The following is a 14,510-nucleotide window of genomic DNA, read 5'->3' as shown; positions in this document are numbered from 1 at the left end:
TCAATCCCGATTCACCACCCACTCCCCCTCCACCGCCAGCGCCTTCACTCCCGCCAGCGCGCGCACCGTCTGCGCGCAGACCTCGGCCATCTCCAGCCCCGGCATGAAGCGCTGGCGGATGCGCACCATCAGCGGCGCGGCCTCCATCCATGCCACCAGCGCGTCCTGGGCCATGCGCTGCTGCTCCAGCAGCTTGAACTTCACCAGCACCTTGACCGCATGGCTGGCATTGCGCGCCGGGTCGGCGCTCAGGTAGGCCAGGCGCCCCTGGGCGCGTTCGACCGCCGCCGCCACATCGGTAAACATCCGGCCATGGCCCGGGATCACCAGCCGCGCGTCGAGCTGGGCGATGCGCTCCAGCACCGCCGCCTGCTCGGCGAAGCCGCTCTCGCCATCCAGCTCGGGGAAGATCACGCCGAAACCGTTCTCCCACAGCGCATCGCCGGAAACCAGGATGCGCCCGGCCGGTGCGAACAGCATCACCGCGTGCGGGTCATGGCCGGGAGCGGCCACGACTTGCCAGTCGATGCCGGCCAGGCGCAGCGTGTCGCCGTCGCTCAGCACGCTGTCGAAGGTGAAGCGGTCGCACTGCTGGCCGGTGGCGTTGTAGCTGAGCGCTTCTGTATCCCACGCGGCAACGGCAGCGGCCTCGGCCGCGGGGATAGCGGTGCGCGGCTGCCAGCGCGCCTGCAGCGCGGCATTGCCGCCGCAGTGGTCGGAGTGCAGATGGGTATTGATCACGCGTGCGAGCGGCCGGCCCTGCAAGGCGGCCGCCACCAGCGCCACCGTCTGCGGCGCGTGGGTGACGTAGCCGGTATCGACCAGCACCGTATCGTCGCCGTCCACGAACAGGATATTGTTAGCCGACAGCCAGCCGCGCTCGAACACGCGCATGGATGGCGGCAACTGCGGAACCGGGCTTGCGCTCAAGGGGATGCCTCCTCGCCTGCCAGCCATGCTGCGCGCTGCGGCAGTTGCGCCCACACGTGGCGCTTGTCTTCGTCGCTGGCCGAGGACCAGCCGGCGATTTCGTCGATCGTGCGCAGGCAACCTGCGCAGTAGCCGCTGAACGGGTCCATGTGGCAAATGTTGCGGCATGGCGAAGGCACAGGCGACGCGCGCAGCGCGAGGTCGGCTTGCGCCGCCAGTTCAGCCGCGGAGGGGACGGGCGTGGGCATGGTGGCCATCGGACAGCGCTCAGCCCGCCGCGCGCGCGGCCTTGGCGGCGACCTTCTCATTGAAGCGGCCGGCGTCGATCAGGTGGCGCTCATGCACGCCCTCGGAGATCTTGTCCTCGCCGTCCCAGGCGCTCAGCTGGAAGCGCAGGCGGCGCCCGTCCACCGCCACCAGTTCGCCCTTGACCGTCACCGTCATGCCGGGCGGCGTCGGCGCCAGGTGCGAGAAGCTGACCAGCGTGCCGAGCGACTGCTCGCGCGGCCAGTCCAGGTGTTCGCGCAGCATCTGCAGGCAGGCACACTCCATGATGCCGACCATATAGCCGGTGGCCAGCACGTCGGGCATCTCGGGGCAGCCCGGGATATCGTCGTACAGGCGCGGCACGGTGGCCTTGGGCGGCACCGTGTATTGCCAGCTGAAGGTCAGGCCGGGGCGCAGGTCGGGACTCATGCCACTGAGCCTGCCGCGACGTCGGCCACTTCAGCGCCCGTCATCTGCTGCAACTGGTGGGGCGTCAGGTTGAATACCGCATGGGGATGCCCCGCCGCGGCCCACAAGCTGTCATAGCGGAACAGGTCCTGGTCCAGCAGCATCACCGGCGCCACCGCATGTCCGATCGGGCAGACGCCGCCGATGGCGTAGCCGGTCTTCTCGCGCACGAAGCGCGCGTCGGCCTTGCCCAGCGCGCCTACGCGCGCGGCCACCTTGGCCTCGTCGACGCGGTTGCTGCCGCTGGCAATCACCAGCACCGGCGCATCGTCGGCCACGCGCCGGAAGATGATGGACTTGGCGATCTCGGCCACGCTGCAGCCCAGCCCCGCCGCGGCCTCGGCCGAGGTCTTGCCGGTGGCCGGCAGCATCACCACGGGCCGGTCATGGCCAAGCCCGGCCAGCAGGTCCGCCACGCGCTGCGCGGACTCGGGCAGCGCTTCGTCATTCACCGTCATGCGTACTTCTCCTTGTTCCGTGGCCCGCGCCTGATCCGCACTTACGCGCAGGCAGGCGCCGCATCGCTGGCGGCGGCCCACTTGGTCAGCAAGGCACGGCCCACGCGCGAGCTGTTGGCGCGGCCAATTGCCTGCGAGATATAGTCGCCGGTGCGCACCACCGCTTCCAGGTCGATGCCGGTGTGGATGCCCATGCCGTGCAGCATGTACAGCACGTCCTCGGTCGCCACGTTGCCGGTCGCGCCCTTTGCGTACGGGCAGCCGCCCAGCCCCGCCACCGACGCATGGAAGATCGAGATACCCACTTCCAGGCTGGCCAGGATATTGGACAGCGCCTGCCCGTAGGTATCGTGGAAATGGCCCGACAGGCGGTCCAGCGCAAACTCCGCCGCCGCGGCGCGCATCACTTCCTGCACGCGCACGGGAGTGCCCACGCCGATGGTGTCGGCAATGTCGATCTCGTCGCAGCCCAGTTCGCGCATGCGCCGCACCACGTCGACCACCGCGTGCACCGGTACTTCGCCCTGGTACGGGCAGCCCAGCGCGCACGAGATGCTGCCGCGCAGGCGCACGCCCTTCTCCTTGGCTGCGGCGGCCACCGGCGCAAAGCGCGCGATCGACTCGGCGATCGAGCAGTTGATGTTCTTCTGCGAGAACGCCTCGCTGGCGGCGCCGAAGATCACGACCTCGTCGGCACCGGCCTCGATCGCGCCTTCAAACCCCTTCATGTTCGGCGTCAGCGCCGAAAACAGTGTGCCGGGCCGGCGCTGGATGCGCGCCATCACGTCGGCACCGTCGGCCATCTGCGGCACCCACTTGGGCGACACGAACGACGCGGCCTCGATATTGACGAAGCCGGCATCGGTCAGCTGGTTGATCAGCGCGACCTTGACCTCGGTCGGCACCATCGCCTTCTCGTTCTGCAAGCCGTCGCGCGGGCCGACTTCAACGATCTTCACGTAGTTCGGCATGGTCATGGCAGTCTCCTGTCTTTGATTGGTATTGGTCGGGCGCTCAGTAGCCGCGCTGCACGTCGACCACGCCCGCGATCGGCTGGCCCGCGCGCAGCGCGCGGATCTTGCCGGCGATCTGCGCGATGCTGTCTTCGCGCAGCGTGAGCGCCGAGATATGCGGCGTGACGGTGATGCGCGGCTCCTGCCAGAACGGGTGTTCGGCAGGCAGCGGCTCGGTGCGGAACACGTCGAGCGTGGCACCCGCAACCTGCCCCGACTGCACCGCGGCGAGCAGGTCTTCCTCGACCAGGTGCTGCCCGCGCGCGACGTTGATCACATACGCGCCCTGTGCCAGCCGCGCGAACAGCGCGGCGTTGAGGATGTTCTCGGTCTGCGGTGTCAGCGGCAGCACATTGACCAGTACGCGCAGGCCATCGAGGAACGGCGCCTGCCCGGCATCGCCATAGAAGCCGCTCACGCCTTCGATGGCGCGCGCGGTGCGGCTCCAGCCACGCACCGGGAAGCCGAAGCTCGCCAGCGTGCGGGCGATATGCGTGCCGAGCGTGCCCACCCCCATCACGCCGATGGTGAAGTCCGCGCGGCGATGCGGCTTGAGGAACTTCCAGTTGCCGGCGCGCTGCTGGGCCTCGTAGGCGTCCATCTTGCGGAAATAGCGCAGCACGGCGTGGGTGACGTACTCGGCCATCTGCGCGGCCATGCCGGCATCGTCGAGCCGCACGATCGGCACGCCCGCGGGCAAGGCGTCAGGGGCTTCATCGCGCAGGCGCAGGATGCCGTCGACGCCGGCGCCCAGGTTGAACACCGCCTTCAGCTCGGTACGGCCACGCAGCATCTCCACCGGCGGGCGCCAGACCACGGCGTAGTCGGCCGGTTCGCCACGGCTGTCCTCCCACGTCACGCATTGCGCTTCGGGCAGTGCCTCGGCGAATCCTGCGATCCAGGCGTCGTAGCGGCCATCGGGGACGTACAACTGCAACTTCATTTTGTCTCCAGGGGAATCTGGTGGGGTTAAAGACGTATTTTGGCAGAGGAACGGACGTGGGGTTGGTTGGGGCAACGGTGACCGCGCCCCTGCCCCTGTCGGCATCAAGCCCCCGACTTCCCCTCGAACGCCAGAAGCTGCGCCCCCTCCACAACCTGCTCCCCGACCCGGTAAAGCACCTCACTCACCACCCCGTCCACCGGTGCGCTGATGGTGTGCTCCATCTTCATGGCCTCCATCACCAGCAACGGCGTGCCGCGCGTGACGGTGCTGCCAGCCTCGACCATCACGGCAATGACCTTCCCGGGCATCGGCGCAGTGAGCTTGCCGCCTTCGCTTTCGGTCTCGCCGGCATGGGCCAACGGATCGAGCCAGGCCAGGCTCACATGCCGTCCGGCATAGAAGACGTGGAAGGTCTCGCCATCCGCATGCACCTGCCCGTGCGCGCGCCGGGTGCCGAGGTTGATGCGGATATCGTCGGCCTGGCAGGTGCAGGCAAAGGGCGCCGCCTGGTCCGCATAGATCAGCGTGCTACCGCGCTCATTGGTGCTCAGCGTCACCTCCAGCACCTGCTCGCCATAGCCGAAGCGCAGCGTGCGCGACACGCCGCCGTTCAGCCGCCACGCGCCGCCATGGGTCCACGGCGAATGCTGGTCGGCGGCGTCGATGCGACGCTCGCGGGCCTCGCGGTCGAACAGCGCCGCCACCGCCAGCGCGATGACTTCCAGGCCGACCGGCGCCGGCGGCGGGAACAAGACCTTCTCGTTGCGCTCGATCAGGCCGGTGTCGAGGTCCGCCGTGCGGAACGCCTGGGACGACACCAGCCGCTGCAGGAAGGCCACGTTGGTCGACAACCCCACCACGTGATACGACGCCAGCGCCTGGCGCATGCGCGCCAGCGCCTCGTCACGGTCCTTGCCCCAGACGATCAGCTTGGCGATCATCGGGTCGTAGAACGGGCTGATGGTGTCGCCTTCGCGCACGCCGGCGTCGATGCGGATGCCGGCCGGGCCGTGCACATCCTCACCGCGCATGAACTGCACCGCCGGCGGCGTGCGCAGGAAGCGCAGCGTGCCGGTTGATGGCAGGAACTGCTTGTCGGGGTTCTCGGCGTAGATGCGTGCTTCCAGGGCGTGGCCGTCGATGCGCAGCTGGTCCTGCGTGAGCGGCAGCGCTTCGCCGGCGGCGACGCGCAGCTGCCATTCGACCAGGTCCTGCCCGGTGATCATCTCGGTAACAGGGTGCTCCACCTGCAGGCGCGTGTTCATCTCCATGAAGTAGAACGAACCGTCCTGGTTGGCGATGAACTCCACCGTGCCGGCGCCGACATAGCCGACCGCCTTGGCCGCGGCCACCGCCGCTTCGCCCATGGCGCGGCGACGCGCCTCGGTCATGCCTGGCGCGGGGGCTTCTTCCAGCACCTTCTGGTGGCGGCGCTGCACCGAGCAGTCGCGCTCGAACAGGTAGACGCAGTTGCCATGGGTATCGGCAAACACCTGGATCTCGATATGGCGCGGGCGCGTCAGGTACTTCTCCACCAGTACCTTGTCATCGCCAAAGCTGGCGCTGGCCTCGCGCTTGACCGAGGCCAGCGCGGCCTCGAAGGCGTCGCCCGACTCGACCACGCGCATGCCCTTGCCGCCGCCGCCTGCGCTGGCCTTGAGCAGCACCGGGTAGCCGATGCGGTCGGCCTCGCGGCGCAGCAGCGCCGGACCCTGGTCCTCGCCGTGGTAGCCGGGCACCAGCGGCACCGCGGCCTTCTCCATCAATTGCTTGGCCGCGCTCTTGCTGCCCATCGCGTGGATGGCGGACGCCGGCGGGCCGATGAAGACCAGCCCCGCCGCGGCGCAGGCCTCGGCAAAGGCTTCGTTCTCGGACAGGAAGCCGTAGCCCGGGTGGATGGCCTGGGCGCCGGCCTCCTTCGCCATCTCGATGATGTGGTCCGCGCGCAGGTAGCTGTCGCGCGCGGCCGCGCCGCCGATATGCACGGCCTCGTCGCAGAAGGCGACGTGGCGCGCGTCGGCGTCGGCATCCGAGTACACCGCGACGGTGCGGATGCCGAGCCGGCGGCAGGTGGCGGCCACGCGGCAGGCGATTTCACCGCGGTTGGCGATCAGGATCTTGCTGAACATGGCTCCTCCTAGTTTTTCGACAGGACGGCGAGCCAGCTGATTACCGGTGGGCTTCCTTACCTCGTCATCCCGCGTAGCCCTCTGCGCGGATGTCGAGGCGGGCCAGCAGGGCGCGATCGCGGTCGGCCTGCGGGTTGCCGGTGGTCAGCAGCTTTTCGCCGTAAAAAATGGAATTGGCGCCGGCCATGAAGCACAGCGCCTGCAACGCTTCGTCCATGGCCTCGCGGCCGGCGGACAGGCGCACCATGGCGCGCGGCATGGTGATGCGTGCCACGGCAATGGTGCGGACGAACTCGAACGGGTCCAGCGCCTCGGTGCCCGCCAGTGGCGTGCCTTCGACCTGGACCAGGTTGTTGATGGGCACCGACTCCGGATACGGGTCCATATTGGCCAGCTGCGCGATCAGGCCGGCGCGCGCTTCGCGCGCCTCGCCCATGCCGACGATGCCGCCGCAGCAGACATTGATGCCGGCGTCGCGCACATGGCCGATGGTGTCGAGCCGGTCCTGGTAGGTGCGCGTGGTGATGATCTTGCCGTAGAACTCAGGCGAGGTATCCAGATTGTGGTTGTAGTAGTCCAGCCCCGCCTCCTTGAGCTGCTGGGCCTGCTCGGCCTTGAGCATGCCCAGCGTGACGCAGGTCTCCAGGCCCATGGCCTTGACTTCGCGCACCATGTCCATCACCGGCTCCAGGTGGCGGTCCTTGGGGCTGCGCCAGGCGGCGCCCATGCAGAAGCGGGTGGCGCCATTGGCCTTGGCCGCGCGCGCGGCGTCCAGGACTTCGTCCAGCGCCATCAGCTTTTCGGCCTTCACGCCGGCATCGTGGTGCGCGCTCTGCGGGCAGTAGCCGCAATCCTCTTCGCAGCCGCCGGTCTTGATCGACAGCAGCGTGGACAGCTGCACGGTATTGGCGTCGAAGTGCTCGCGGTGCACTTGCTGGGCGCGGAACAGCAGGTCGTTGAACGGCAGCGCGAACAGCGCGGCAACGTCATCGACGCGCCACGCGGCGTCATCGGGCAGTGCGTGCGAGCGCGCGCTCTGGCGCAGGGAATCGACGGAAACGGTAGTAACGGTGGTAGCGGTGTGAGCTTGAGTCATGATCGATGCGAATTCTGGTTAGGCAGCAAGGCCAGCGGCCTCGGCTTGGTATTGGGTGGCGGCGGCGAACAGCGGCGCAAGGTCGAGCCGGCCAGCGGCAGCGGCAGCGGCGGGCGCCAGTTGCCAGGGCAATTCACCGAGGCAAGGCGCGTCCAGCGACGCGTGCAGCGTGGCGATGTTCTCGTCGGCCAGCAGCATGTCCGGGTCGACCCGGTTGGCGATCCAGCCCGCCAGCGGCAGGCCGCGCGCGCGGATGGCTTCGGCGGTCAGCACGGCGTGGTTCAGGCAGCCGAGCCGGATGCCGACCACCATCACTACCGGGACTGCCAGCATCACCGCCAGGTCGGCGGTGTTCCAGCGCACCGCGCCTGCGTCGAGCGGCACATTGAAGCCGCCCACGCCCTCAACCACCACCGCATCGGCCTGCCGGCGCAGCGCGTCGAAGGCGGCACGGACCGGCGCGCGCGTGATGCGCACGCCCTCGTGCGCGGCGGCCAGGTGCGGCGAGCACGGGGTGCGCAGCAGGAACGGGCAGGTCTGGCCCAGCGGCACCGCCACCGAGCTGGCGGCGCGCAGCTGCGCCACGTCGTCGTTGTGCCAATGGCCGTCGCGCCACTCACTGCCGCTGGCCACGGGCTTCATGCCCGCGGTGCGGTAGCCGGCGGCATGGAGCGCATGCAGCAGCGTGGCGCTGGCGTGGGTTTTGCCGATGCCGGTATCGGTGCCGGTGACAAAGCAGGCGAAAGGCGCACGCGTGCTCATGCGACCTCCCGCTGCGCCACGGCGGCGCCCAGGGCATCCAGCAGGCGCCGCACATCGTCTTCGGTGTGCGCGGCCGACAGCGTGATGCGCAGCCGCGCGGTCCCTTCCGGCACGGTCGGCGGCCGGATCGCGCCGACGCGGATGCCATCCGCCTCCAGCGTGGCCGACAGCGCCAGCGCGGCGCCGTTGTCGCCGACGATCAGCGGCTGGATCGCGGTCTCGCTGTCGCCCAGCGTCCAGCCCGCGATGGCAGCCAGCTGGGCCAGCCCCTCGCGCAGCATGCCGATGCAGCGCGTCAGTTGCGCGCGGCGTTGCGTGCCCTCTTCTCCTTCGATGATCGCCAGGCTGGCCAGCAGCGCATGCGCGACTGCCGGCGGCGCGGCCGTGGTGTAGATATACGGCCGCGCGGTGTTGACAAGGTGTTCGATGATGGTCTCGTGCGCGGCGACGAAGGCGCCCGCCACGCCGGCGGCCTTGCCGAGCGTGCCGATATAGATCAGCCGCTCGGACGACAGCCCCAGCGCTTCCAGCACGCCGTGGCCCTGCTCGCCCAGCACGCCGAAGCCGTGGGCGTCATCGACAATGATCCAGGCGTCATGGCGCTCGGCCAGTTCCAGCAGCTTGCGCAGCGGCGCGACATTGCCGTCCATGCTGAACACGCTGTCGGTCACGATCAGCTTGCGCTCGCTGGTGCTGGCCGCCAGCAGCGCTTCCAGAGCGGCGGTGTCGCAATGCGGGTAGCGCTGCACGTCGGCGCGCGCGAGCCGCGCCCCATCGATCAGCGAGGCATGGTTGAGCGACTCGCAGAACAGCGTGGCGCCCGCGGTGCCCAGCGCGGTCAGCACCGCCATGTTGGCCATGTAGCCGGTGCAGAAATACAGCGTGCACGCATGCGGGATATGCGGGGCGAGCCAGCGCGCCAGTTCCGCTTCCAGCTGGGTGTGCGCCAGCGAATGCCCGCTGACCAGGTGCGAGGCACCGCTGCCCGCGCCATAGCGCTGCGCGCCTTCCACCAGCGCGGCGATCACGTCCGGGTGGTTGGCCAGCCCCATGTAGTCGTTGCTGCAGAAGGTCAGCAGCGATTCCGGCTCGGACCCGTCCTCGCCCACGGCCTGGTGCGGCGCGCAGGCAGTGTGGGCAACGCGGCGGCGGCGCGTCAGGGCCAGCGCGTGGCGCTGTTCGGCGGCCCGCCTCAGTTGTTCAAGCAGCATGGCGCACCTCCCCGCTCGTGGTCACATCGTCGAGCGTGGCCATCATCTGCTCGCCCAGCCAGCGTGCCTGCGCGGCATCGAAGACGTAGGGCGGCATCACGTACAGCGTATTGCCGATCGGGCGCACCAGCAGCTCGCGCTCGCGCGCGGCGTGATGGAAGCGCGCGGCAAAGTCGGCGCCGGCGACGTCATCGCGCACATCGGCGGCCCAGATCAGCCCGCGCTGGCGGACGTGCCGCAGGCGCGCGTCGGCGGCCAGCGCGGCCATGCCGTCGGCGAGCCAGTGCGCGCGCTCGCGGTTGCGCGCGAGCACGTCGTCCTGCGCGAACAAGTCCAGCGTGGCCAGCGCGGCGCGGCAGGCCAGCGGGTTGCCGGTGTAGGAGTGCGAATGCAGGAAGCTGCGGGCCAGCTCGTCGGCGACGAAGGCACGCTGGATCTCCGGGCGCGACAGCACCAGCGACAGCGGCAGGTAGCCGCCGCTGATGCCCTTGGACAGGCACAGGAAGTCGGGCCACAGGTGCGCGGGCAGCGGCGCCTCCCCGGCGCGCGACTGTTCCCACGCGAAGAAGGTGCCGGTGCGCCCGCAGCCCACCGCGATCTCGTCGGCGATCAGGTGGATCCGGTAGCGGTCGCACAAAGCGCGCGCGCCATCCAGATACGACGGGTCGTACATCGCCATGCCGGCGGCGCCCTGCACCAGCGGCTCGACGATCAGCGCGGCGATCTGGCCGGCGCGCTCGCGCAGCAGGGTTTCCAGCTCCGCCAGGGCGCGGGCGGCCACGTCCGCAGCGCTCTCGCCGGGTGCGGCCTGGCGTGCGTCGGGCGACATCAACACGTGTGCGCGGCGGATCAGCGGATCATAGGCATCGCGGAAGACTTCCACGTCGGTCACCGCGAGCGCGCCCACGGTCTCGCCGTGGTAGCCGTGGCGCAGGCAGACGAACTCGCGCTTGGCAGGCAGGCCGGTATTGCGCCAGTAGTGGAAGCTCATCTTCAGCGCGATCTCGACCGCCGAGGCGCCGTCCGAAGCGTAGAAGACATTGCCGAGCGCGCCGCCGGTCAGCGCCGACAGGCGCTCCGCCAGCTCCACCGCCGGGGCATGGGTGCAGCCGGCGAGCATCACGTGCTCAAGCGTTTCCAGCTGGCTGGCCAGCGCGGCGTTGATGCGCGGGTTGGCGTGGCCGAACAGGTTGACCCACCACGAACTGGTGGCGTCGAAATAGCGGCGGCCGTCGGCATCATGCAGCCACGGGCCGACGCCGCGCACGATCGCCAGCGGCACCGCGTCGTCGTCGGGGCGCAGCCGCGTGCATGGATGCCAGACGGCGTTGCGGCTGCGCTGGCCGAGTGCCTGCGCGTCTCTGCCTGGGGAAAGGGACAGGTGATCCAAGGTAGCCCTCCTTTGTTGACCGTCCGCGCGCGCGCCGTTGCCGGCAAGGCCGGGCTGTGCGACGGTGGCGGACAGGTTGGGGAGGGTCATGTTAGGAATGTCTCTTTCAGGTTGGCAATGACAATGGAATTTCCAAGTTAGCGGCGCGTTAGCGAAACTTGACGAATGTTTCCATGATGAAGCCTTGTTCTTGTTGCTAGCGTGCTGCGATCTACACGCAATCTTTATTTACGGAGGCATGCTGTCGCATGCTGCTACGGAACTCCCCTCTCCCGCCTGCGGGAGAGGGATGGGGGGAGAGGGCAGGCCTTCCCACGAAGTCAGGCGCCTCATGCTTGGCATAAGCCCGCCCTCTCCCCCAGCCCCTCTCCCGCGCGCGGAAGAGGGGAGCAAACAAGCGGTAAGCCAGTCTTTTGCCTCAAGCCGGCCGCCACGACGGCGAGCGCTTCTCCAGGAACGACTTCACCCCTTCACGCCCCTCTTCCGACGCCCGGATCTTTGCAATCCGGTCCGCGGTATCGGCCAGCAAGTCGTTGTCGATCGCGCGCCCGGCGATGTCCTGCACCAGTCGCTTGCTTTCGCGCACGGCGTTCGGGCTGTTGGCCACCAGCGCAGTCGCCAGTTCGGCGACCTTGGCGTCCAGAGCCTCGGCCGGCACCACCGCATGCACAAAGCCCAGCCGCAGCGCCTCGGCGGCATCGAAGCGCTCGGCGGTGATGAAGTAGCGGCGTGCGGCCTGCTCGCCCAGCGCGCGGATCACATACGGGCTGATGGTGGCGGGCAGCAGTCCCAGGCGCGCCTCGGACAGGCAGAAGTGCGCGTGCTCGGCAGCCACCGCGATATCGCACGCGGCCACCAGACCCATGCCGCCGGCGTAGGTGTCGCCCTGGATGCGCGCGATCACCGGGCGCGGGCACGACCAGATGGTGTGCAGCATCTGCGCCAGGGTCAGCGCATCGGCGCGGTTCTGGTCGTCGGAATAGCCGGCCATCTTCTTCATCCAATTCAGGTCGGCGCCGGCGCAGAAGGCAGGGCCGTTGCCGGCCAGCACGATGGCGCGCACCTCGTCCATGTCGCCCAGCGCGCGGAAGGCGCCGGTCAGCTCGGCGATCACGGTCTCGTTGAAGGCGTTGCGCACATCGGGCCGGTTCAGCGTGACGGTGGCGACGTGGCTGGCGATATTGACGGTCAGGGCGGTGAATTCCATGGTTCGCTCCGTTGGCGGATTAAGTTGTCTGGTGCGGTTCAGGTCCCGGCGTCGAACGGCAGCCCCAGCGAGCGGAAGAAGTTGCCGACTTCAGGCAACCACACCGGGATGCCTTCGCGCGCGCTGAAGACGCGATGCGAGTCGTTGCCGAACTCGCCCACGTCCACCAGCCGCGATCTGGCCGCGGGACCGGTGGCGCGCGCCTTGAAGGCGTTGAACATGCGGCCGGGCAAGGGCACCGGCCAGTAGCTGTCGTTGTCGCCGTACACCCACAGCGACGGGTAGCGCGCCAGGCCGCCATAGCTGGCAAAGGCATCGACCAGGCGCTCTTCCCAGTCCGCGCAGTTCAGGTTGCGCAGCCCGCCCGCGAAGTTGACCACGCCCAGCACCCCCGGATAGCCGATGGTGCTGAACGCCATCGTGGTCAGGCCCCCGTGCGACTGGCCGATCACGACAATGCGGTCCATGTCCACATAGGGCTGCGTGGCCATGAAGTCGAGCGTGGCGACGACATCGTCGGCCTGCATCATGCCGTTGGTCTCGATGTCGCAGCTGCCGCCCACATAGGCGCCACCCGAGCGCGCAAAACCCTGCCGCATCGGCAGCACCACGGCGTAGCCGCGGCGCAGGAATTCCAGGCTCTGCGCCGGAAAGCGCGCGCGCCCCTGCATCGCGGGCCGGCCCGGCGCCTTGCCGTGGTTGATCACCACCAGCGGGAACGGCCCATCGCCAGCCGGCTTGAATACCGTGGCCTCCAGGTCGATGCGCGACGGGATCGCCGCCTTGGGCAGCATAACCACCTGCTCCTGGAAGCGCATGCGCGGCGCAGGATTGCCGTTGCCGTTCGCGCTCTGCGCATGCCCCGACAGCGGCGCCAGCAAGGCAAGCGCCGTGACCAGGGCTGGGCTGCAAAGCAGGCGGGCGACGCTGCGCATGGGGTGGAAGGCGGTAATGTGACAGTAGCGGCGTGGGCGGGATTACATGCGGAACACGCCGAACTTCATCTCGTCGATCGGTGCGTTCAGGCTCGCGGAAAGACCCAGGCCCAGCACGGTGCGGGTCTGCGCCGGGTCGATCACGCCGTCGTCCCACAGCCGCGCGCTGGCGTAGTACGGATGGCCCTGGTGCTCGTACTGGTCGCGGATCGGCTGCTTGAACGCCTCTTCCTCTTGCGCGCTCCACTTGCCGCCCTTGCCCTCGATGCCGTCGCGGCGCACCGTGGCCAGCACGCTGGCGGCCTGCTCGCCGCCCATCACCGAGATGCGCGCGTTCGGCCACATCCACAGGAAGCGCGGCGAATACGCGCGCCCGCACATGCCGTAGTTGCCGGCGCCGAACGAGCCGCCGATGATCACCGTGAACTTGGGCACCTGCGCGGTGGCCACCGCGGTCACCATCTTGGCGCCGTTGCGGGCAATGCCTTCGTTCTCGTACTTGCGGCCCACCATGAAGCCGGTGATGTTCTGCAGAAACACCAGGGGGATCTTGCGCTGGCAGCACAGCTCGATAAAGTGCGCGCCCTTCAGTGCGGATTCGGAGAACAGGATGCCGTTGTTGGCGACGATGCCGACGGGGTAGCCCCAGATGCGCGCGAAGCCGCACACCAGCGTGGTGCCGTAGCGCGCCTTGAACTCGTCGAACTCGGAGCCGTCGACCAGGCGCGCGATCACCTCGCGCACGTCGTAGGGCTTGCGCGTGTCGGTCGGGATCACGCCGTACAGTTCTTCCACCGGGTAGAGCGGCTCGACCGGCTCGTGCAGGCGGATCTGGTCCGGCTTGCGGCGGTTCAGGTGCTGCACGATATTGCGCGCCAGCGACAGCGCGTGGTGGTCGTTCTGCGCGAAGTAGTCGGCCACGCCCGACAGGCGCGTATGCACGTCGGCGCCGCCCAGGTCTTCGGCGCTGACCTCCTCGCCGGTGGCGGCCTTCACCAGCGGCGGGCCGCCCAGGAAGATGGTGCCCTGGTTCTTGACGATGATGGACTCGTCGCTCATCGCCGGCACGTAGGCGCCGCCGGCGGTGCACGAGCCCATCACCACCGCGATCTGCGGGATGCCCTGCTTGGACAGGTTGGCCTGGTTGTAGAAGATGCGGCCGAAGTGGTCGCGGTCGGGGAACACGTCGTCCTGGTTGGGCAGGTTGGCGCCGCCGGAATCGACCAGGTAGATGCAGGGCAAGTTGTTCTGCTCGGCGATCTCCTGTGCGCGCACATGCTTCTTGACCGTCATCGGGTAGTAGGTGCCGCCCTTGACGGTGGCGTCATTGCAGACGATCACGCATTCCTGCCCGGCCACGCGGCCGATGCCGGTGATGATGCCGGCGCCAGGCGCGGCATCGTCGTACATTTCGTACGCAGCAAGCTGCGACAGCTCCAGGAACGGCGTGCCCGGATCCAGCAGTTGCTGCACGCGGTCGCGCGGCAGCAGCTTGCCGCGCGACAGGTGCTTGTTGCGCGCGTCGTCGCCGCCGCCTTCGGCCAGCTTCGCGATCCTGGCCTTGAGGTCGGCCACCAGGGCCTGCATCGACTCGGCGTTGGCCTGGAAGGATTCGGAGCGGGCGTTGAGTTTGGTTTCCAGGGTGGGCATCTGTGTCTCTTCCTGCTTGATATTGGTTTTCGCCGTCCTGCCAGCGGC

The 14,510-nt window shown here is 68.8% G+C and carries 14 protein-coding genes; all 14 read right to left on the bottom strand.

Annotation, left to right across the window (positions count from 1 at the left end):
* Window positions 1-957, bottom strand: a complete 957-nt coding sequence (locus tag AC1Q6V_RS00885) for an MBL fold metallo-hydrolase (protein ID WP_052181600.1) — start codon at window positions 955-957, stop codon at window positions 1-3.
* Window positions 927-1,187 (bottom strand): DUF1289 domain-containing protein, encoded by a 261-nt coding sequence (locus AC1Q6V_RS00880; protein ID WP_010813277.1) that lies wholly within the window; start codon window positions 1,185-1,187, stop codon window positions 927-929. The genes AC1Q6V_RS00885 and AC1Q6V_RS00880 overlap by 31 nt, the downstream gene beginning before the upstream one ends.
* Window positions 1,188-1,197: 10 nt before the next feature.
* Complete coding sequence (locus AC1Q6V_RS00875) at window positions 1,198-1,626, bottom strand: thioesterase family protein (protein ID WP_010813276.1); 429 nt, start codon at window positions 1,624-1,626, stop codon at window positions 1,198-1,200.
* Window positions 1,623-2,123, bottom strand: coding sequence for a YbaK/EbsC family protein (locus AC1Q6V_RS00870; protein WP_010813275.1), 501 nt, complete (start codon window positions 2,121-2,123; stop codon window positions 1,623-1,625). Before AC1Q6V_RS00870 ends, AC1Q6V_RS00875 begins: the two co-directional genes overlap by 4 nt.
* Before the next feature lie 41 nt (window positions 2,124-2,164).
* Complete coding sequence (locus AC1Q6V_RS00865) at window positions 2,165-3,100, bottom strand: hydroxymethylglutaryl-CoA lyase (protein ID WP_010813274.1); 936 nt, start codon at window positions 3,098-3,100, stop codon at window positions 2,165-2,167.
* A gap of 37 nt (window positions 3,101-3,137) precedes the next feature.
* The gene (locus AC1Q6V_RS00860) at window positions 3,138-4,079 is read right to left on the bottom strand and encodes a 2-hydroxyacid dehydrogenase (RefSeq protein WP_454750751.1); all 942 of its coding nucleotides are present in this window, start codon (window positions 4,077-4,079) and stop codon (window positions 3,138-3,140) included.
* Window positions 4,080-4,183: 104 nt separating this feature from the next.
* On the bottom strand, window positions 4,184-6,211 hold the full coding sequence (locus tag AC1Q6V_RS00855) for an acetyl/propionyl/methylcrotonyl-CoA carboxylase subunit alpha (protein ID WP_011614389.1): 2,028 nt from the start codon (window positions 6,209-6,211) through the stop codon (window positions 4,184-4,186).
* A 64-nt stretch (window positions 6,212-6,275) separates the two neighbouring features.
* Complete coding sequence (gene bioB / locus AC1Q6V_RS00850) at window positions 6,276-7,307, bottom strand: biotin synthase BioB (RefSeq protein ID WP_010813271.1); 1,032 nt, start codon at window positions 7,305-7,307, stop codon at window positions 6,276-6,278.
* A gap of 18 nt (window positions 7,308-7,325) precedes the next feature.
* A complete protein-coding gene (gene bioD / locus AC1Q6V_RS00845; RefSeq protein ID WP_439671160.1) occupies window positions 7,326-8,069 on the bottom strand; it encodes a dethiobiotin synthase in 744 nt (247 codons plus the stop codon).
* Entirely contained in the window at window positions 8,066-9,280 is a 1,215-nt protein-coding gene (gene bioF / locus AC1Q6V_RS00840; protein ID WP_439671159.1) for an 8-amino-7-oxononanoate synthase, read from the bottom strand. The genes bioD and bioF overlap by 4 nt, the downstream gene beginning before the upstream one ends.
* Complete coding sequence (gene bioA, locus AC1Q6V_RS00835; protein ID WP_454750541.1) at window positions 9,270-10,670, bottom strand: adenosylmethionine--8-amino-7-oxononanoate transaminase; 1,401 nt, start codon at window positions 10,668-10,670, stop codon at window positions 9,270-9,272. The genes bioF and bioA overlap by 11 nt, the downstream gene beginning before the upstream one ends.
* A gap of 418 nt (window positions 10,671-11,088) precedes the next feature.
* Entirely contained in the window at window positions 11,089-11,877 is a 789-nt protein-coding gene (locus tag AC1Q6V_RS00830) for an enoyl-CoA hydratase/isomerase family protein (protein WP_011614386.1), read from the bottom strand.
* Between the two features lie 38 nt (window positions 11,878-11,915).
* Entirely contained in the window at window positions 11,916-12,812 is an 897-nt protein-coding gene (locus AC1Q6V_RS00825; RefSeq protein ID WP_037023757.1) for a dienelactone hydrolase family protein, read from the bottom strand.
* 42 nt (window positions 12,813-12,854) lie between these two features.
* Window positions 12,855-14,462, bottom strand: a complete 1,608-nt coding sequence (locus AC1Q6V_RS00820) for a carboxyl transferase domain-containing protein (RefSeq protein WP_492316700.1) — start codon at window positions 14,460-14,462, stop codon at window positions 12,855-12,857.
* Window positions 14,463-14,510: the final 48 nt, after the last annotated feature.

It is taken from the genome of Cupriavidus sp. GW823-FHT07B10, from assembly GCF_058794355.1.
Note: the sequence above shows the minus strand (reverse complement) of the source record. Positions and strands in the feature narration are given on the sequence as shown.